This is a genomic window from Dyella humi (assembly GCF_044904605.1).
GTDB lineage: Bacteria > Pseudomonadota > Gammaproteobacteria > Xanthomonadales > Rhodanobacteraceae > Dyella_B > Dyella_B humi.
The window spans coordinates 586,301-606,087 of the sequence record NZ_JADIKI010000021.1 but is presented as its reverse complement, the minus strand read 5'-3'; the positions used below and the strand labels follow the sequence as shown (position 1 = coordinate 606,087).

Here is a 19,787-nt window from a genome sequence, read left to right as displayed (position 1 = left end):
CGTATCGTTCAGCTTAGTTTGGCAGAATGGCCCCTCCATGTTTTCATTCCGCCGCCCACTCGTCGTTTGCGCTTTCTGGACCCTTTTGTGGGCCGCGCCCGCGTGGGCCGACACCGTCGTCGTCGCTAAGCGAATCGACATGCCCGGGGTAAGCCTGCAAGACGTGCGGGCGCAGCTCACTCCCGGTTCGACGCCCGATACCGTGCAAGTCAGCCTGCGCGCCGGCAAGGCGGATATCCCGAGCCTCGGCTGGCGCAAGGTCGGCGTAACGATGAATGGCAATCTGCGACGCGATATCCAGTTGCGTTGGATGTTCGACGGCACCGTGCAGCTCAGCGGCGCGCCGGGCGGCGCGCTCGGCAACGCGGGGATCAATCTGGTGGTGGACGCTTCCGCCAACACGCTGGAGATCCATGCGGACCAGGGAATGGCGCACGTCGACGCGGCGTTCCCGCTTGATCAGCCGACCCATGCACAGATCAACCTGCGTAACCTGCCGGCCGGCTGGTTGCAAGGGCTGCTCGCAACGGTCTGGCCCGCACGCGTTACGGGCGGCAAGTTCGATGCGGATCTTGCCCTGGACATGCGGAACGAAGGTTTTCAGTCATCCGGCGACGTCACCTTTGCCGAACTCAAATACGCCACGCCTGCCGGCAGCGCGGCAGGGCAAGGTTTGAACGGGCATGCGCGTTTCACGCTCGATGCCACGTCGGGCCCCGCGCAGCTCACCTTGAATGGTGGTGTCCATGGCGGCGAGCTGCAGTTCGGTCCGGTGTTGGCAAAACTGCCCGCGCATGACGTGGTGGTGGATCTGGGTGCTAGCTCCGAACATGGCGGGCTCGCGATCAATCATTTGCGCATGGACGATGCCGACGCGCTGCAACTGGAAGGGGCCGTGGCGATCGATGCCAAGGGCAACCTGCAGAAACTCAGGCTGGATCATTTCCAGGCACACTTTCCCACCGCCTACGCGCGGTACGGCCAGCCCTGGCTGGACAACCTTGTTGAGCCTCAACTGCAGCTCACCGGGCAACTCGACGGACACATCGACTATGCTGGCGAGAGCTTGCGCAGTTTCGCCTTTCATACCGACGGGCTGGATGTCACCGATGGCGCAGGGCAACTGCAAGCGAACGGGTTGCGCGGTGAACTCGACTGGTCGGCGCAAGGCGAAAAATCGACCACCACACTCGCCTGGAATCAGCTGGCGCTGCGCCAGTTCACGTGGGGGCCGGCGCAGGCCCGCTGGCATAGCCGGGATGGGGCACTCAGCCTGCAAACGCCGCTGGAATGGCCTGTGTGGAAAGGGCGCGTGCGCTTCACCAAGTTCGACTGGCGGCCTGCTGCGCCAAAGCCGGAGCGCTTCGATCTTGCCGGCAATATCGAAGGCGTGGATCTGGCCTCGTTCAACCAGGCGCTCGGCTGGATGCCGCTCGTGGGTACGCTGGACGGCAACATTTCCTCCATGCATTGGATCGGCGATCGCTACGCGCTGGAGGGCGGCTTGACCATCAAGGCCTTCGGCGGTACAGCGGCGGTGGATCACATCACGGTGCAGCAGCCGTTGAGCGCCAGTCCCGCACTCGGTGGCGATGTGACGCTACACCAGATCGATCTTGCCCCGCTGTCTGACACTTTCAATTTCGGCGCCATGAGCGGACGCATGGACGGCACCATCGATGGCCTGCAACTCGTCGGCGGCAGCCCGGTGACGTTCAAAGCCTCCCTGCTGGCGCAGAGCGGCGGGCGCATCAGCCTGCGTGCTGCCAATAATCTTTCCATCGTCACCGGGGGCTCTCCGGCGAGTGGCCTGCAGGGTGCGGTACTGAAGCTGTTCAAGGCCGCGAACTACAAGCGCATGGGTATCGACATGAGCCTGCAGAACGGCGTTTGCACGCTGAGCGGCCTCGACGGTGACGCTGGCGGCTATTCGATCGTGGAAGGCACCGGCTTGCCGTACGTGCACGTGACCGGCACTCAGAACCGCATCGATTGGCCGCTGCTGGTGCATCGCCTGAAGGTGGCCACGCAGGGCGCGGTGGCGGAGCGCTAAGCCCAGCCATGGCGGCTGGTATCATGTACAGCTAGCTGGGCCAGCCAGGTCCATGTCCTTTTCCATTTGCGTATCTGCCGGGTCGCCTGCGATCCGCAAGCGCCATTTCCAGAGTGCCGATGAACGAGTTTGAAGTCGCCATTACCGATCTGAGTCACGATGGCCAGGGCGTGGCCCGTATCGATGGCAAGACAGTATTCGTCAGCGGTGCCCTGCTCGGTGAGCAGGTGCGCCTGCGCATCCGCAAGCGCCATCGCAATTTCGACGAGGCGGAAACGATCGAGATTCTCACCCCCTCGCCGCATCGCGTGGAACCGCGCTGCAGCCACTTCGGACAATGCGGCGGCTGCTCGCTGCAGCATCTGGATGCAGCCGCGCAGATCGAAGCCAAGCAGCGTGTGCTGGTGGACAACTTCGCGCGCATCGGCAAGGTGGAACCGGAAAGCTGGCTGCCGCCGCTTACCGACGAGGCCTGGGGCTATCGCCGCAAGGGACGTCTGTCGGTGCGCGCAGTGGCGAAGAAGGGACGCGTGCTGGTGGGCTTCCGCGAAGAAAGCAACCCGCGCTTCGTCGCCGACATCACCCATTGCGATGTCGTGCATCCCGCGCTTGGACCGAAGATCGGCCTGCTGGGGGAACTCGTCGGTGGCATGGAGGCCGCGGCTGATATTGCGCAGATCGAATTTGCCGCGGGCGATGACACCATCGCGCTCGTCTTCCGTCATCTCAAACCCTTGAGCGAAAGCGATCGGGCGAAACTGGTAGCCTTCGCGCAGCAGCACGGTTTCGCTATCTATTTGCAGCCAGGCGGTGTCAGCAGCGTCCATCCGCTGTGGCCGGAGCATCCGCGCTTGGCCTTTCGCGTTCCCGCCGGCGAAGGCGTGGACGACGTGGAACTCGAATTCCAGCCGCTCGATTTCGTGCAGGTCAACGCCGGTTTGAATCGCCGCATGATGCTGCGCACGCTGGAGCTGCTCGATCCGCAGCCGCAGGATCGCGTGCTGGATTTGTTCTGCGGCCTGGGCAATTTCACCTTGCCGTTGGCGCGTCGCGTGGCCGAAGTCACCGGCGTGGAAGGCGAGCACGGACTGGTGGCGCGCGCTGCGGACAATGCAGCGCGCAATGGAATCACCAATGCACGCTTCCAGGTGGCCAACCTGTTCGAGGATCAGCGCGGTACCGATTGGGCACGCAAGCCCTGGGACAAGCTGCTGCTCGATCCGCCCCGCGCCGGTGCGGACAAGGTGCTGGACTATCTGCCGCACAAGGAAACGAAGCGCATCGTCTACGTATCGTGCCATCCGGCCTCGCTGGCGCGCGATGCCGGCATTCTCGTCAACCAGCATGGTTTTCGCCTGAAGGCGGCCGGTGTGATGGATATGTTTCCGCATACCGCGCACGTGGAATCCATCGCGCTGTTCGAACGCAGGTAATATCCGCCGATGGGTATCGAAATCGAACGCAAATTCCTGCTTGCCGGCGATGACTGGCGTACTGCCGTAACGTCCACCATGCATATTGCGCAAGGTTACCTGGTGGACGTGCGCGCCCTGCGCGAAGGTATGACGCGTGCTTCCGTGCGTGTGCGCATCAGCGGCGAAAAGGCGTGGCTGAATATCAAGTCGGTGGAGCTGGGCGTGTCGCGCGCCGAATACGAATTGCCGCTACCGCTCGACGATGCGCAAACCATGCTCGATACCTTGTGCAACGGTGTGCTCGAAAAAATCCGCCATCATGTCGAGATTGACGGCTGGCTGTTCGAGATCGACGAATTCCTCGGCGCCAATCGCGGACTGTTCGTGGCGGAAGTGGAACTGCCCGACGTGCATGCCTCGTTTCCGCGCCCGGCATGGTTGGGGCGGGAGGTCAGCAGTCTGGCGCGCTACTACAACGTCAATCTGATCGAGCGTCCGTTCGCCGAGTGGAACGACAGTGAACGCGACGCCACCGATGCAAAAGCAGGGGAGAACGCCTGATGCTGCTGATCGGCATTGCCGGGACCGAACTGCAGCCGCACGAGCATGCGTGGCTCACCGCGCCTGGTGTGGCCGGTGTGATTCTGTTTGCGCGTAATTACAAAAGTCGCGAGCAACTGATCGCCTTGGTTGAATCGATTCGCGACATCACCGGCGAAGATTTTCTACTTGCCGTCGATCAGGAAGGCGGGCCGGTGCAGCGCTTCCGCGATGATTTCACCCGCCTACCAGCGCTGGCAAAGATCGGTGCGGTGTATGACCGCGATCCCGCCCAAGCCATTGAACTGGCCCAGGAACATGCCTGGGTAATGGCGAGCGAGCTGCGCGCCAGCGGTATCGATTTCAGTTTCGCGCCGGTGGCCGACCTGGCGCGTGGCAATGCCGCGATCGGCACCCGCGCTTTTCATGCCGATCCAGAGATTGCCGGCGAGCTGATCCACGCCTACGTGCGCGGCATCCACCTGGGCGGCATGGCGGCGGTGCTCAAGCACTTTCCCGGTCACGGTTCGGTGGCCGTCGATACGCATAAGGCGCAGGCGATCGATCCGCGCACGCTGGACGACATCCGCCGCGACGATCTGCGTCCTTTCCTGGAAGGTTTTTCGGCGCATGCCGAAGCCGTGATGATGGCGCACGTGGTGTATCCCGCGGTGGACGACCAGCCGGCCGGCTATTCGCGCCGCTGGATCGGCGACATCCTGCGCGGGGAACTCGGTTTCGACGGCGCGGTAATCAGCGACGACATCAGCATGGCCGCCGCCGGCGTCGCAGGCGGTGTCGCCGAACGCGTACGTGGACATCTGCAGGCGGGCTGCGATCTGGTACTCGCCTGTTTCCCGGATGTGGTGGAAGAAGCCATCGCCGCCATGCCGACGCCTGCCGAAGCCAGCGTGCAACGCATTGCCGCCTTGCGCGGCGCGGTCGGCTCGACCTGGGCCAGCCTGCTCGACAATCCGCAGCGCGATCAATTCGTCGCGCGTGTTACCGCATTGGACCTTTTGCCATGAGCACATCCTCACCCACCCAGGCCGTTCCTTCTCTGGCCGAAGCGCTGACCCGCTCCGACCTGTTGTTCAAGCGGGAAGATTTGGAAACCGTTATCGCCCACCTGGGCCGTGCCGTCGATGCCACGCTCGATGGCGAGCGCGCGGTGTTTCTTACCGTGATGAACGGCGCGTTGATGTTCGGCGCGCAGCTTGCGCTGTCGATCCGCACAGACATGGAGTTCGACTACGTGCACGCCACCCGTTACCGCGGCGCGACCAGCGGCAACGAATTGCAATGGTTGCGCGAGCCTTCCGTGTCCTTGCGAGGGCGCACCGTGTTGCTAGTGGATGACATTCTGGACGAAGGCCATACCCTCAAGGCCGTGCGCGAGGATTGCATGCTCCGCGGTGCAAAGCGCGTGCTGGTAGCCACGCTTTGCCGCAAGCAGCACGGCCGCTGCGTCGAAGGCATTCAAAGCGATTTCAATGGTGTGGATCTTCCCGATCGCTATGTGTTCGGGTATGGCATGGATTATTACGAGCAAGGTCGTAATCTGCCTGCCATCTACGCACTGAAAGAATAATCACGTAGCGCCGTAGGTTGGGGTGAGCGGATGCGAACCCCAACATCGCCGTGCGCGCCGCCTACGAACAACAGGAATTTCGCCATGACTCACCCCATCGACCTCGCCGTGATCGGCGGCAGCGGCTTGTACCAGTTTCCCGGTCTGGAAAACGCCACGCGGCAAAGCGTGGATACCCCCTATGGCCCGGCTTCCGGTGATGTGGTGGTGGGCGACTTCGCCGGTCGGCGCATCGCCTTTCTCGCCCGCCACGGGGAGAGCCATACCTTGCCCCCGCATCGCGTCAATTACCGCGCGAACCTGTGGGCGCTGCATCATCTTGGCGCGCGCCGGGTGGTCGGGGTGAATGCAGTCGGCGGCATTCGTCATGACATGGGGCCCCGCGCCATCGTCGTGCCGGATCAGATCATCGATTACACCCACGGCCGCTATACAAGTTTTTGCGACGTGGAAGGCGCCGAGGTCAAGCACATCGATTTCAGCGAACCGTATACCGCGTCCTTGCGTATCGCCTTGATCGACGCGGCAAAACAGGCGGGCATCGAGGTGATCGACGGCGGCTGCTACGGCGCCACCCAGGGACCGCGTCTGGAAACCCGCGCGGAGATCACGCGCATGAAGCGCGACGGCTGTGATCTGGTTGGCATGACCGGCATGCCGGAAGCTGCCCTGGCGCGCGAGCTCGAACTGGATTACGCGTGCCTTGCGCTGGTCGCCAACTTCGCCGCCGGTTGCGGCGACGAGGCCGAAATCAGCATCGAAGAAATCTTCGCGCACTTGGCGGCGGCGACCGCGGAGGTACCCCCCATTCTTGCCGAATTGCTCACAAGCTAAACAGCGGATGGGTCTCGGAATATTTCCTACCAGCTGCAGTGCATATTGCGCTTTACCTGAAAACATGCAGATACTTTCGCTGTGCCAGGGGCGGCGGACCTAGGGGTAGAGGTGGTTCTCGCAGAGACTTGGTGCATCCAGTCCTTAAAGATTCAGAGGTTCACGCAATGTCTAGCGGTACGGTTAAGTGGTTCAACGACGCCAAGGGGTTTGGCTTTATTGCGCCGGACGATGGTGCCGAGGACGTATTCGTCCACTTCTCGGCGATCAATGCTAAGGGCTTCCGCAGCCTCCAAGAAGGTCAGAAGGTTACGTTCGAAGTGACCAATGGCCCGAAGGGTAAGCAGGCTTCCAACGTCCAGCCTGTATAAACTTGATCTAGGCCGTTGTGGCTCAAGTTGTTTAAAGAAAGCCTTGTCCTGAGCAAGGCTTTCTTTTTTTTTGCGAGTCAGTGCCGGCAGGGGCAAGACTTGGATCGATGCAAATGAAACCTGCCTGCCGGGCGAGCGAAGTGAGCTCCACATCGACCTGCGGCGCCCCATAGCTCACGCTACAAACTGCAGCCTTGCCAACTCGGCATAGAGTCCGCCTTCTGCCAACAGGCTTTCGTGCGTCCCTTGCGCCACGATGCGTCCACCATCCATCACCACGATGCGATCCGCGCGTTGCACCGTGGCAAGACGATGCGCGATCACCAGGGTAGTGCGGCCTTTTTCCAGCCGTTCCAGCGCCTGCTGGATGGCTGCTTCCGATTGCGCATCCAGCGACGACGTGGCTTCGTCCAGCAGCAGTAAGGGTGCGTTGCGCAGGATCGCGCGCGCAATGGCGATGCGCTGGCGCTGGCCGCCGGACAAGCGCACACCGCGCTCGCCCAGTTCCGCGCCATAGCCGTCCGGCAGCATCTGGATGAAATCGTGCGCCTCGGCGGCACGGGCGGCGGCGCGCACTTCCTCATCGCTGGCGTCCTGGCGGCCGAAGCGGATGTTGTCGGCCGCGGTGCCGCCGAAGATCACTGTTTCCTGCGGTACCAGCGCAATCGCGCCGCGCAATTCGGGCAGCGTCATGGCGCGCAGATCGATACCGTCGAAACGGATGCGCCCGTGCTGCGGATCGTAGAAGCGCAGCAGCAAGGCGAACACCGTGCTCTTGCCTGCACCCGAAGGCCCGACCAGCGCCACCGTTTCGCCAGGCCGAATGTCCAGGTTGAACTGATGCAGGGCCGGCGCATCCGGACGCGTGGGGTAATGGAATTCGACGTCTTCGAAACGCAGCGCGCCGCGCACCGGCCGCTGCAATGCTTGCGGATGCGGTGGGTTGGCAATCGTCGCTTCCTCGCCGAACAACTCGCCGATGCGCTCCATCGCGCCGGCTGCGCGCAGCACGTCGCCCCACACATCGGACAGGCCCATCATCGAGCCGCCGGAAAGCATGGCATACACCACGAACTGCGCCAGCACGCCAGCATCCAGACTGCCGGCCAGCACGTCGCGCGCACCCACCCACAGCACCAGCGTGATCGCGCCGAAGAAAAGCACGATCACCGCCGCCGTCAGCACGGTGCGCATGCCGATACGGCGACGCGCGGTAGCCAGTGCGCGTGCAATCGCATTGCCGTAGCGATCGCTTTCGATCTCTTCGCGCGCATAGGCTTTTACCGCGGGCGCTGCGTTGAGCGTTTCATTGGCGACCGCCGCCGCATCGGCGAGACGATCCTGGCTGGCGCGCGAAAGTTTCTGCACGCGACGCCCGAAAATCAGGATCGGCAGTACCACCGCCGGAATCACCAGCGCAGTAAGACCGGCGAGACGCGGGCTGGTCCAGATCATCGCTACCGTCGCGCCGATCAGCATCACCGCGCTGCGCAAGGCTACCGAAATACCCGAGCCGACCAGCGCCTGCACCACTTCGGTATCGGTGCCGAGGCGGGAAATCAGCTCGCCCACGCGATTGCGTTCGAAGAACCCGACGTCCAGGCGAATCACATGCGCATACAGATTCGAGCGCAGCGCGGCCAGCGTGCGTTCGCCCAACAGCGTGATGCAGTAGTAGCGTGCGGCGGTGGCAAAGGCCATCACCAGCGCCACCGCAAACAAGCCAATGAAACTGGTGTTGATCGCCGCGGTGCTGGAGTTGCGGAAGCCGTGGTCGATCATGTGCCGCACCGCCATCGGCAGTACCAGCGTGGCGCCGGAGGAAATGGCCAGAAACATCAGCCAACCCACCGCCAGCGTGCGGTGCGGTTTCATGAAGGGCCAGAGCAGCCGCAGAGAACCGATGCGACGAGGGGGCTTGGGATCGTTCGCGGGGATCGTACTCATGAGGCCTCGTCGCAGTCAGGACCGACTTGAGATGGGGCTTGCGCCAGGCGATTCAATCATCCAGCGCATAGGCCTCTCGTCGCCCGCGGCTGATATCAACAATGCGCGCCCTGGCCTCGACGGCCCGGTCGGCGGGCAGGCGCAGATGTAGCGTGACACCGACAGCATCAAAGCTTTCCTGTTCGATCTCCGCGCCGAGCTCCTTGAGTCGCGCCTTCATCAGTGCGAGCTCGGCGAAGTCGCAATGCACGCCCAGCCGCGTCATCGCCAGGATCGGCGTGCGTTCGGCCAGGCGCAAACATTCGGCGGCCGTGCCCCCATAAGCACGCACCAGGCCGCCAGCGCCGAGCTTGATCCCACCGTACCAGCGCGTCACCACGACCACGACGCGGTCGATAACCTGACCTTCGATGGCCTGCAGGATGGGCCGGCCGGCCGTACCGCCGGGTTCGCCGTCGTCGTTGAAGCGATAGTCTTGGCCGATCCGATACGCCCAGCAATTGTGGGTGGCGGAGACGTCGCTCACCTGCTGCACATAGGCCAGTGCCTGCTGCGGCGTATCCACGGGCGCGGCCTGGGCGAGAAAGCGGCTTTTGCGAATCTCTTCGCTGTGCTGGAAAGGGGCGACAAGGGTGTGCAACATCGCAGTCATGCTGCGCAGGTTAGGCGAAATCGCCGGCTACAGTCACATGGCGTGCCGTACGACTTGCGCTACGCTTTCGCTTTTTGACGGGAATGGGCGCGCATGTTGTTACTGCTGTTTCTGCTTTGCGTGCTGGGTTTTGCGGTGAGCCGCATTCGCCGCGGCCGTGGCGGCTGGGTGTTCTACGGCTTGGCGTTCGTGCTGTTCGTGGCGAGCGGCTGCGGACCTTTGCCGGCGTGGTTGCTGGTGCATCTGCAGGCGCCATATGCGACCCGGCCCACGGTGACCTGGGCCTCACGCAATGCGATCGTGGTGCTGGGCGTTGGCACGTCGCGCGTCGCCGCCACGGGGGAAGTCGGTCCCACAGTATTCGCTGGCGGGCGATTGACGGAAGGCTACACGCTATACCGTGCGTGCAAGCAGAGCGGCAACGATTGCAAGCTGATCGTCAGCGGCGGCGATCCGTTCCGCAACGGCACGACGGAAGCGGCGGCCTATGGCGAGGTGTTGCTGGGTATGGGCGTTGATCGTTCCGACCTCATGCTCGAAACGCGCAGTTTCAACACCTGGCAGAACGCGCAGTTCGTGCAGCCCATGTTGAAAGCGTATGCGCCCCAGCGTGTGGTGCTGGTGTCGTCCGCCGTGCATCTGCGCCGTGCGCAAAAGTTCTTCGAGCATTTCGGCATCGATGCGCTGCCGGTGCGTGCCGATTATCTGGATGCAAGACTCACTTGGTTCCCGAACGGCTGGAACATGTCACTGACGGAAGCCGCCTCGCACGAATACCTGGGCGTGCTTACGTATTACATGTACAACGCGTTTGGGTGGAATGCGCCGCCAAGCAGGTATGGGGCGCCTTGATCGCACATGTATCCCCTCTCCCAAAAGGGAGAGGGGATACATCGGATTACGCCGCGTTCTTCAACGACGCCATGTCGATCACGAACCGATACCGCACATCGCTGTTGAGCATGCGTCCGTAAGCGGTGTTGATGTCCTGTATGGTGATCATCTCAACATCCGAGCCGATGCCGTGTTTGGCGCAGAAATCCAGCATTTCCTGCGTTTCGGGAATGCCACCGATCAGCGAACCGGCCAGCGAGCGACGGCCGAAGATCAGCCCGCCCGCATGCACCGGCGGATTGATCGGTTCCACCAGGCCCACCAGCACGTGCACACCATCCAACTTCAGCGTGGCGAGGTAGGGGTTGAGATCGTGCTGGTGCGGCACCGTGTCGAGAATGAAATCGAAGTGACCGGCGACGGCCTGCATCTGCTTCGGGTCGGTGGACAGCACTACGTGATCGGCGCCCAGCCGGCGCGCTTCTTCTTCCTTGCCGGGCGAGCGGGTGAACAGCGTGACATCCGCGCCGAGCGCCTTGGCAAATTTCAGGCCCATGTGGCCGAGGCCACCCAACCCGACGATCGCCACCTTGTGGCCTTCGCCGATGTTCCAGTGACGCAGTGGCGACCAGGTGGTGATGCCGGCGCATAGCAGCGGCGCGGCGGCTTTCGGGTCGACGCCGTCGGGCACGCGCAGCACGAACTTGTCGGATACCACGATGCGCTCGGAATAGCCGCCGTAGGTCATGCGGCCGTCCTGGCGGTCGATGCTGTTGTAGGTGAAGGTTGGCATCTCCTTGCAGTACTGCTCCAGGCCCTGGTTGCAGGCGTCGCAATGCTGGCAGGAGTCGACCATGCAGCCCACGCCGACCATGTCGCCGGGCTTGAAGCCGGTGACCTCCGCACCTACCGAAGCCACCCGGCCGATGATTTCGTGGCCGGGCACCAGCGGATACTGGGAGCCGCCCCACTCATTGCGGGCCTGGTGGATGTCGGAATGGCAAACGCCGCAGTAAAGAATGTCGATCACCACGTCGTCCGCGCGCGGGTCGCGCCGTTCGAACTGGTGCGGGGCGAGCGGGGTGGTGGCCGAGTGCGCGGCATAGCCGCGGATGCTGAGGGTCATGCGGTTCTCCGGAAGGGAAGGAAGGCATCGGGGCGAAAGTATGCGCAGTGCAGCAAAATCGCGGTAGCCGAATCCTGCTGAATGCTTGCATGATCCTGCAAATTGCCCCCTCGGCACTCGCCATGGTCTGCAGGAACAGGCAATCTGCGCTCGTTATCGACAAGTGCTTTCCCGCATGAACAGCCAGCTCAAGCCGATCGAGATACCAAGCCGCCTCGAGCAGAGCTACGAGGAATTGACAGCCCTCGTTGAACGATACGCTCAGGTCGAAGGCGTGACCGGCACAGCCTGGTCAGCCCTGTCGTTCTTTCGCGCGGACGCACCCAGCGACCGCAGCTGCGCCATGTACGAGCCTTGCCTGGGTCTGCTGCTCCAGGGCAACAAGCACGTGCTGGTGGGTGAGGACCGCTTCGAGCAGGAATACGGACATTACCTGATCAATTCGATCGACGTGCCGGTCACCGCGCAGGTGGTGCGCGCCTCGCCGCAGGAGCCGTGCCTGTGCATCACCCTGCGCCTGGATCCGGTACGCATCGGTGAGTGGTTGTCCGAAGTGAAGCTGCCCAAATCAACCACGGTCACCGCGCGCGGTATCGCCTTGAGTCCGGCGAGCGCGGACGTGCTCGATCCCTTGTTGCGCCTGGTACGCCTGCTCGATGCGCCTGACGACCTGCCACTGCTGGCGCCGCTGATCGAACGCGAACTGATCTACCGACTGCTCACCGGCGAACAGGGCACGCGCTTGGCGCAGATCGCCACGGCGGGCGGGCAGGGGCAGCAGATTGCGCGGGCGATCCATTGGCTGCGGCAGCACTACAACAGGCCGCTGCGCATCGCCGAACTAGCCAGCATGGTGAACATGAGCGCGTCGTCGCTGCATCACCATTTCCGCCAGATCACCGCGATGAGTCCGCTGCAATATCAGAAAGTGCTGCGCCTGCATGAAGCGCGCCGCCTGCTGCTAACCGAAGGTTGCGATGTGGCGACTGCTGCGCATCGTGTCGGGTATGAAAGCCCTTCGCAGTTCAGTCGTGAATACAGTCGGCAGCATGGCGCGCCGCCGTTGCGGGATGTGATGCGGTTGCGGGCGATGGCGCCGCTTGGAGAATGCGCGGAGCTTGATGTTTCTGCGTAGGTTGGGGTTCGCATACGCTCACCGCCAACCTACGATGTATGGCGCGAGGGTCAAGCCCCCCGCACCACCATCAACCGAATCTCCGTCATATCCTCGATCGCATACCGCACGCCTTCGCGCCCGATGCCGGAGAGCTTCACGCCGCCATACGGCATGTTGTCCACGCGGAAACTCGGCACGTCGTTGACGATCACGCCGCCTTGTTCCAGTTCGTTCCACGCGCGCATCGCATGATCGAGGCTGTCGGTGAAGATGCCGGCCTGCAAGCCGTAGTCCGAATCGTTGACCAGCGCGAAGGCGTCGTCGATGCGTTCGAACGGCACCAGCATGGCAAACGGCCCGAACGCTTCCATGCGGTTGGCCTTGGTGTCCTTCGGCACGTTTTCCATCAAGGTGGCTTCCAGCATGTTGCCCTTGCGTTTACCACCGCACAGGAGCTTGCCGCCAGCTTGCTGTGCCTCGTTGATCCAGCCTTCCAGACGCTGCGCGGCGGCCTCGTCGATCATCGGCCCAAGGAAGACATTCTTGTCCTTTGGATCGCCGGCCTTGAGCTGCTTCACCGCATTGACCAGGCGCTGCTTCAGCTCTTCGTAAAGCGATACGTGCGCATAGATGCGCTGTACGCTGATGCAGCTTTGTCCGGATTGATAGAACGCGCCGAAGATCAGCCGTTCGACCACCTTGTCCAGATGCGCATGCTGATCGGCATCCACGATGCAAGCCGCGTTGCCCCCCAGTTCGAGAGTGACTTTCTTGCGGCCAGCGCGCGCTTTCAAATCCCAGCCGATCTGTCCACCGGTAAAGGAAAGCAGCTTCAGTCGTTCGTCTTCCACCAGCGGCGTGGCGTGCTTACCATCCAGCGGCAGCACGGAAAACGCGCCTTTGGGTAGATCGGTTTCCGCCAGCACCTGGCCGATGATCAGTGCGCCGATCGGCGTTTTCTCCGAAGGCTTCAACACGAATGGACAGCCCGCGGCGATCGCCGGCGCCACTTTGTGCGCCACTAGATTCAACGGGAAATTGAACGGTGTGATGAACGACACCGGCCCCAACGGCACACGCCGCGTGTAGCCGTGATAGTTGTCCAGGCGCGAGGCAAGTTCCAGATTCAAGGTTTCACCGTTCACGCGTACCGCTTCTTCCGCAGCGATGCGGAAGGTTTCGATCAAGCGCGTGACTTCGCCAGCCGCATCCTTGATCGGCTTGCCGGCTTCGATGCACAGCGCCATGGCCAGTTCGTCGTACCGTTCCTGGAAGCGCGTCACGCAGTGCTGCAGCACAGCTTGCCGTGCCCAGGGGCGGAAGTCCTTCATCGGGCCGGCCGCCTGCACGGCAGCGCGGATTGCTTCCTCCGTGGCTTGCTCGTCCGGCATGGCCACGCGCGTGGCGATTTCGCCGCTGTACTTGTCGTACACCTCCATCATGGTCGAGGAAGTGCGCGGTTCGTTGGCGAGGTAGTAGGGATAGGTTTTCTCGAGCATGATCACTCCTTCACGGCTGCGCTCAAACGACGGATTTCCTCGTCGAGCACGCGATGATTGTCGGAATAGTCGATGACCAGGTCGATCAGGTGCACACCGCCCTGATCGAAGGCCTGTTTCAATATGGGAAGGAATTCGTCCGCGCTCTCGGGACGATGTCCGTGCGCACCATGCGCCTCGGCAAAGCGCACGAAATCGGGATTGCCAAACTGCATGCCGAAATCCGCGTAACCCATCTCGGCCTGCTTCCAGCGGATCATGCCGTAAGCGTCGTCGCGCAGCAGCAGGATCACCAGGTCCAGCTTCAGGCGCACCGCCGTTTCCAGCTCCTGCGCATTCATCATGAAGCCGCCGTCGCCGCAGATCGCTAGCACTTTGCGTTCCGGATACACCATTTTCGCGGCCATGGCGGAAGGTAGTCCGGCACCCATGGTGGCCAGCGCGTTGTCGAGCAGCACGGTGTTGGGCTGGCGCGCCTTGTAATAGCGCGCGTACCACAGCTTGTACATGCCGTTGTCCAGGCACAGGATGCCGTCATCGGGCATGTAGCGGCGCGTGTCGGCCACGACGCGTACCGGATGCATCGGGAAGCGCGCTTCGTCGGCGTACTGGCCAAGCTGCGCCTGGAAAGCCTCGCGCACCTTGTTGAAATAGCGGAAATCCCAGTGTTCCTGCGGGCTCAACGCATCGGTCAGCCGTTCCACCGTATGCGCGATATCACCCACCACTTCGATCTGCGGGAAATACACCGTATCCACTTCCGCCGACGAGAAGTTGATGTGGATGACGGTGCGCCGTCCACGCTGCATGAAGAACGGCGGCTTTTCCACCACGTCGTGCCCGACGTTGACGATGACGTCCGCCGCGTCGATGGCGCGATGCACGAAATCGCCGTCGGAAAGCGCGGCATTACCGAGCCACAGGTGATGATCCTCATCCACCACGCCCTTGCCCATTTGCGTAGTGAAGAAAGGGATGCCGAGCTTGTCGATGAAGGCGCGCAAGGCGACCGCGGTGCGCTGGCGATTGGAGGCCGCGCCGATCATCAGGATCGGACGCTTCGCATTGCTGATGGCTTCGGCCGCTTGCACCAGTGCCGCATCGTCGGGTGATGGCCGGCGCGCGTACTCGGTGGGCAGCAAAATGTAATCTTCAACCTTGTCGCGCGCGATGTCTTCCGGCAATTCCAGGTGCACTGCGCCGGGGCGTTCTTCTTCGGCGCGGCGGAACGCTTCGCGGATGCGCGCCGGAATCGTCTCCGCCGACACGATCTGCCGTGTGTACTTGGTCAGCGGCTGCATCATGTCTACTACGTCGACCAGCTGGAACAAGCCCTGCTTGTGCGTGCGGATGGGTTTCTGGCCGGTGATCATCAGCATCGGCATGGCGCCGAGCTGGGCGTATGCCGCGGCCGTCACCAGGTTGGTGGCGCCCGGGCCCAGAGTGGACAGCGCCACGCCTGCTTCACCGGTAAGCCGTCCCCAGGTCGCCGCCATGAAGCCGGCCGCCTGTTCGTGGCGTGTGACGATCAACTTGATGGACGATTCGCGCAGCGCCTCGACCATATCGAGGTTTTCCTCGCCCGGCACGCCGAAGATGAGGCTCACGCCTTCGGCTTCCAAAGCTTTAACGAACAGGGATGCAGCTTTCATGCACCATCTCCTTGAAGATACAGATGCTATATCTACTCCAATGTTCGATTCGTGCGGGGATGCGTTTGATTCGTGTGAAGAATGGATCTGCCGCAGGGTTTGATTTCGTCATTCCGGCGAAGGCCGGAATCCAGTTAGATACGTCGTGCGAAGCACTCAAAATCAGTTTTTGTGTCCTTCGGACGCATATTTAAACTGGATTCCGGCCTGCGCCGGAATGACGGTGAGGCAAAATAAGCCGCGCCGAGAAGTTGGTTATTCCTTGCTAACCCGCAACGCCAACTCACCATCCGCCAACTTCGCGCGCAACGGCGTATCCACGGCAACGTTCTGCGCCGAATGCAGCACCTTACCCTCCGCATCGAACAAGATCGCATAGCCGCGTTCCAGCGTGGCCAACGGGCTTAATGCATGCATCGTACGAGCGGCATGTTGCAGATTCAGGCGTTCCCGCTGCAGCCTGTACTGGATCAAGTGCCGAAGGTTCAGGGCGTGTTGTTCGAGTCGCTGCCGCAACAGCATCACGTGTTGGCGTGGATGTTGTGCGAGCAGGCGTGCATAGACGCGATCGAGTCGAGTCGTCTTGCGTGTGAACTGCGCCGAATGGCAGGCAAGCAGGCGACGATGCAATTGCTGCAAGCGGTCGCGATCGCGCGCCAGTCGAGCCTGAGGTCGCTGCGCCTGTAGACGCGCCAGTAGGTGATCGATGCGCTGGATATGCGCATGCAGGCGGCGCTCATGGATGGCGGCGAGGCGCTGGCGCAACTGTTCAAGATGCCGCCGTTGCGCAAGGATGTCGGGAACCAGCAATTCCGCCGCAGCGGATGGCGTGGGTGCGCGCAAATCGGCAACGAAGTCGGAAATGCTGAAATCAATCTCGTGACCTACCGCGCTGACTACCGGTACGACACTGGCGTGAATGGCGCGCGCCACCTGTTCATCGTTGAAGGCCCACAGATCTTCCAGCGAACCGCCGCCGCGCGTCAGCAGCATCACGTCGTAACGACCGCTGGCGGAAGCCTTGCGCAGCATCGATACGATGGCCGGCGGCGCTTCGCGGCCTTGTACGGGCACAGGCAATACGTCGACATCGACCAGCGGCCAGCGGCGTGCCAGCACGCTGAGCACGTCGCGAATCGCCGCGCCGGTAGCGGATGTGATCACGCCGATGCGACGCGCGAAGCGAGGCAGGGCGCGCTTGCGTTCCTGTGCGAACAATCCTTCGGCATCCAACTGCGCCTTCAGCCGTTCGAATTCACGTTGCAGCGCACCTTCGCCGGCCGGCTCCATGTGTTCGGCCACGAGCTGGAATTCGCCGCGCGGTTCGTACAGACCAACCCGCGCGCGCAGCAACACGTGCATACCGTCGGTGGGCTTGAAACGTAGCCACGCGCTCTTGGGCTTGAACATGGCGCAGCGCACCTGCGCCGTGCTGTCCTTCAGCGTGAAATACAAATGACCGGAAGCCGGCCGCGCCACATTGGACAACTCGCCTTCGATCCACACCAGCGGCAGCGCATCTTCCAGCAGACCGCGCACCAGCCGGTTGAGCGTGCTGGGCGTAAGTACGTGCCGGGGCGGCTGGCCGGCACCTTCGTTGAAGTCGTCGGGCGCGTGCATGGAGGCGGGAGACTAGCACGAAAGGCTTGGGGAACATTGCATTGGCGCACGATGTGCAGGCGACGCATCATTCACGTTCAGTAAGCGACTGATATTGCAGGCGAGGTAGGTTGGGGTGAGCGAACGCGAACCCCAACATCGGATGGTCCATGCGCATGGCAACGTTGGGGTTCGGCATTCGCCTCACCCCAACCTACTCGTTTGACCGAGGCTGCGTGCAGACGTTTACGACCCGCTGCAAAGGGCGGGAATGGTGATGGGGAAGATCTGGCTTAAATTGATGGCAACAGAGGTGCCGCAGGTGGTGCTCGTATTGATGAGGCCGAGCAACGAAGCACTGACGGTGAAGCTAGGGCTGTTGATCGTGAGAACCAGGTTCGGTGAGTTGGTCACATTGATTGTTGAACCGCCAGTGCCAGTAATTTGTGCAGTACCGATACCGAGCACGCTGGTGGCGACGCTGCACGTGCCTGGGTTGTTGAACGTAAGCGGAGACAAGGTCTCCGAGAGGGCGGCTCCGCTGCACGACGCAGTCGCGCTTGACAGGCCATCATCAAGGGTAACTGTGGCAGCCCCACTGGCCACAGTGATCGATCCGTTATTCGAATTGATCTCGATGCCGGTGCCGCTCACCGTTACAGGTATGTTGGCCCCTGCAAGCGCGATGGTTTCGGAGCAACTTCCCGCGACGGTGAACACGCCGTTGTTGTCGCTGATCGCATTTGGTGACTGACAATTCAAGGCTACGCTGCCACCGGGAATCGTGCCGCTGCAGACGATGGCGTAGCTAATACCGTTGGTACCGACCTGGCTACTCACCTGGCATTGAAGTGGAACGGAGCTTGCCGCTTGAGCGCGTACAGGGATGGAACTCAGAAGTGTGGCCGATACCGCCAAAGCTGCGACAGCCAGCACACTGAGCGCTCTGGTTGCCTTCAACTTGAAGATGGACATACGCTTGAGGTGCAGCTTCATAAGTGCCTCCTCGATATGACTACGACAGCGTTAAATGGCCGAGCATAATCGGCGGGTGTAACACGCTTCGTAAGTACGCCTGAATATCCCCGGCTGGGTCGAGCAGACTTGGCGGATCGCACACGATGGAGGGTTGCCCTGTCTGTTCGCAAGCAGCGTAACCAGGGCTAATTCAACGCTCCGTATATGTGCTGTTATAGAAGGCAGAGTGCAACCTGTCCCCGTTTTACGGCTGTCGCCTCACTTCCAATTTCCCTTGTTGTGCGGGGCTACCGGAAAGTGACACGAGGCTGGGGTGCAAATCCCAATAGCGCCATGAGTGAACATCCCGATATTAGGGTTTTCACCCCAACCTACATTTACTCATCGGATTCGTGCATTTCGCGCAGACGCTTCAAATGCCGTTTGCTCAGGAGTCGCACTGACCGGGTTACAACCAACGCCGGTCAGTGCAAGGTATTTCCGGCTTTAGCTCGCGTGGTTTGCAGTTCGTGAAGGCTTAATAGTCCAATCTTATGCCTTATATGCCGCAAGAGAGTGCCGGAGCGACGATTGGGATGAGCAGGCCGAGATTGGCCGTAACGGTGTTGTTACAAGCACCGGTGAACAAAATGAGGCCAGCTACATCGCCGTTGTAGCTGAGATTAGGGCCGCTGATTGTGAGAGTAGAGCCGTTTATACCGACCGACGCCACGTTACCTTGAACGGCAATACTTGCAACGTTGATAGTGTTTAGCAGTTTGACGGAGGTAGTGATCTCGGTATTCAGGACGCTGACTGAAAGCGGCGACAAGGTCACCGTGATGCCCTGGCCGTAGGCGGATACAGCCGCGCTTGCCAGGAGACCATTGACGGTAACGGTTTCCCCTCCATTGGTCACGATTATCGTTCCTGTGCTCGGAGTGACAAGAATGAAGCCGTCCGGGGTTGCTGATAAGGTGATCCCTGCGAGCCCGGCGCCGATGTTGCAAGTTCCTCCTCCGGCTTTATATTCGCCATTGTTCTCGGTGATCACCCCAGCGTTGCAAACTAGGTTGATGTTGCTGCCATCGGGAAGCTCGCCGTTGCAACTGAGGGTGACGCCCACGCCGTTCTGGTCGGGACTCACCTGGCATTGCAGCGCAAGGGTAGGTGCCGCTGCAGCGCGGACCGGGATAAAGCTCAGAAGTGCAGCTGATGCAGTCAAAGCTGCGATAGCCAGCACACTGAGTGCACTGGCCGCGTTCAACTTGAAAATGGAGTGCAGCTTCATAGGTGCCTCCTCGATATGGTGTAAGACAGCGTTAGGTAGCCGAGCACAATCGGCGGGTGTAATACGCTTTGTAAGGACGCCTGAATATCCCCGGGGGCGAGCAGACTTGACGAATCGCGCACATCGAAAGGGTCGCCCTGTCTGCTCTGACGGAATGTAACCAGGGTCAACTAAAGGTTCCGTATATGTGCTGCGACGAAGAGCGGGGCGTGACCTGTCCCCGTTTTACAGCTGTCGCCTCGTCATTCCTGGCGACATAGGCTGGGGTGAGCGAACGTGAACCCCAACATTGGATGATCCACACACATG

17 protein-coding genes are annotated in these 19,787 nt (G+C 61.7%); 9 read left to right on the top strand and 8 right to left on the bottom strand.

Translation table 11 applies throughout. The features are described 5' to 3' along the window. Positions 1–139 precede the first annotated feature (139 nt). The 7 genes from ISP18_RS03225 to ISP18_RS03195 all read left to right on the top strand — a co-directional run bounded on the left by ISP18_RS03225 (position 140) and on the right by ISP18_RS03195 (position 6,804). On the top strand, positions 140–2,053 hold the full coding sequence (locus tag ISP18_RS03225) for a translocation/assembly module TamB domain-containing protein (protein WP_380016969.1): 1,914 nt from the start codon (positions 140–142) through the stop codon (positions 2,051–2,053). A gap of 119 nt (positions 2,054–2,172) precedes the next feature. Continuing rightward, entirely contained in the window at positions 2,173–3,486 is a 1,314-nt protein-coding gene (gene rlmD / locus ISP18_RS03220; protein ID WP_380016967.1) for a 23S rRNA (uracil(1939)-C(5))-methyltransferase RlmD, read from the top strand. Positions 3,487–3,495: 9 nt separating this feature from the next. Continuing rightward, entirely contained in the window at positions 3,496–4,029 is a 534-nt protein-coding gene (locus tag ISP18_RS03215; RefSeq protein ID WP_380016965.1) for a CYTH domain-containing protein, read from the top strand. Beyond that, positions 4,029–5,036: a beta-N-acetylhexosaminidase gene (gene nagZ / locus ISP18_RS03210; RefSeq protein ID WP_380016963.1), complete on the top strand. Its 1,008-nt coding sequence runs from the start codon at positions 4,029–4,031 to the stop codon at positions 5,034–5,036. Before ISP18_RS03215 ends, nagZ begins: the two co-directional genes overlap by 1 nt. Further along, positions 5,033–5,599, top strand: coding sequence for a hypoxanthine-guanine phosphoribosyltransferase (locus ISP18_RS03205; RefSeq protein ID WP_380016961.1), 567 nt, complete (start codon positions 5,033–5,035; stop codon positions 5,597–5,599). The genes nagZ and ISP18_RS03205 overlap by 4 nt, the downstream gene beginning before the upstream one ends. A gap of 84 nt (positions 5,600–5,683) precedes the next feature. Next, complete coding sequence (locus ISP18_RS03200; protein ID WP_380016959.1) at positions 5,684–6,433, top strand: S-methyl-5'-thioinosine phosphorylase; 750 nt, start codon at positions 5,684–5,686, stop codon at positions 6,431–6,433. A gap of 167 nt (positions 6,434–6,600) precedes the next feature. After that, positions 6,601–6,804, top strand: a complete 204-nt coding sequence (locus tag ISP18_RS03195; protein WP_324942588.1) for a cold-shock protein — start codon at positions 6,601–6,603, stop codon at positions 6,802–6,804. A 174-nt stretch (positions 6,805–6,978) separates the two neighbouring features. Here ISP18_RS03195 and ISP18_RS03190 read toward each other — a convergent pair whose 3' ends face one another. After that, positions 6,979–8,751, bottom strand: coding sequence for an ABC transporter transmembrane domain-containing protein (locus ISP18_RS03190; protein ID WP_380016957.1), 1,773 nt, complete (start codon positions 8,749–8,751; stop codon positions 6,979–6,981). A gap of 52 nt (positions 8,752–8,803) precedes the next feature. Next, a complete protein-coding gene (locus ISP18_RS03185) occupies positions 8,804–9,403 on the bottom strand; it encodes an IMPACT family protein (RefSeq protein ID WP_380016955.1) in 600 nt (199 codons plus the stop codon). A gap of 93 nt (positions 9,404–9,496) precedes the next feature. Here ISP18_RS03185 and ISP18_RS03180 point away from each other — a divergent pair, with 93 nt between their 5' ends. Further along, complete coding sequence (locus tag ISP18_RS03180) at positions 9,497–10,255, top strand: YdcF family protein (protein WP_380016953.1); 759 nt, start codon at positions 9,497–9,499, stop codon at positions 10,253–10,255. A gap of 46 nt (positions 10,256–10,301) precedes the next feature. On the opposite strand, the gene ISP18_RS03175 is transcribed toward ISP18_RS03180, so the two are convergent. Further along, positions 10,302–11,363, bottom strand: coding sequence for an NAD(P)-dependent alcohol dehydrogenase (locus tag ISP18_RS03175; RefSeq protein WP_380016951.1), 1,062 nt, complete (start codon positions 11,361–11,363; stop codon positions 10,302–10,304). Positions 11,364–11,538: 175 nt separating this feature from the next. Between ISP18_RS03175 and ISP18_RS03170 the strand changes: the two genes are divergently transcribed. Next, positions 11,539–12,498, top strand: a complete 960-nt coding sequence (locus tag ISP18_RS03170) for an AraC family transcriptional regulator (protein WP_380016949.1) — start codon at positions 11,539–11,541, stop codon at positions 12,496–12,498. 50 nt (positions 12,499–12,548) lie between these two features. Here ISP18_RS03170 and ISP18_RS03165 read toward each other — a convergent pair whose 3' ends face one another. The 5 genes from ISP18_RS03165 to ISP18_RS03145 all read right to left on the bottom strand — a co-directional run bounded on the left by ISP18_RS03165 (position 12,549) and on the right by ISP18_RS03145 (position 19,478). Next, on the bottom strand, positions 12,549–13,979 hold the full coding sequence (locus ISP18_RS03165) for an aldehyde dehydrogenase family protein (RefSeq protein ID WP_380016947.1): 1,431 nt from the start codon (positions 13,977–13,979) through the stop codon (positions 12,549–12,551). Between the two features lie 2 nt (positions 13,980–13,981). Then, the gene (locus ISP18_RS03160; protein WP_380016945.1) at positions 13,982–15,631 is read right to left on the bottom strand and encodes an acetolactate synthase large subunit; all 1,650 of its coding nucleotides are present in this window, start codon (positions 15,629–15,631) and stop codon (positions 13,982–13,984) included. A 255-nt stretch (positions 15,632–15,886) separates the two neighbouring features. Next, the gene (gene xseA, locus ISP18_RS03155; RefSeq protein ID WP_380016943.1) at positions 15,887–17,251 is read right to left on the bottom strand and encodes an exodeoxyribonuclease VII large subunit; all 1,365 of its coding nucleotides are present in this window, start codon (positions 17,249–17,251) and stop codon (positions 15,887–15,889) included. 225 nt (positions 17,252–17,476) lie between these two features. Beyond that, positions 17,477–18,226 carry a hypothetical protein gene (locus tag ISP18_RS03150; RefSeq protein ID WP_380016941.1) on the bottom strand — a complete coding sequence of 250 codons (750 nt, stop codon included), beginning with the start codon at positions 18,224–18,226 and terminating at the stop codon, positions 17,477–17,479. 520 nt (positions 18,227–18,746) lie between these two features. Then, positions 18,747–19,478, bottom strand: coding sequence for a hypothetical protein (locus ISP18_RS03145; RefSeq protein WP_380016939.1), 732 nt, complete (start codon positions 19,476–19,478; stop codon positions 18,747–18,749). Between the last annotated feature and the right edge of the window lie 309 nt (positions 19,479–19,787).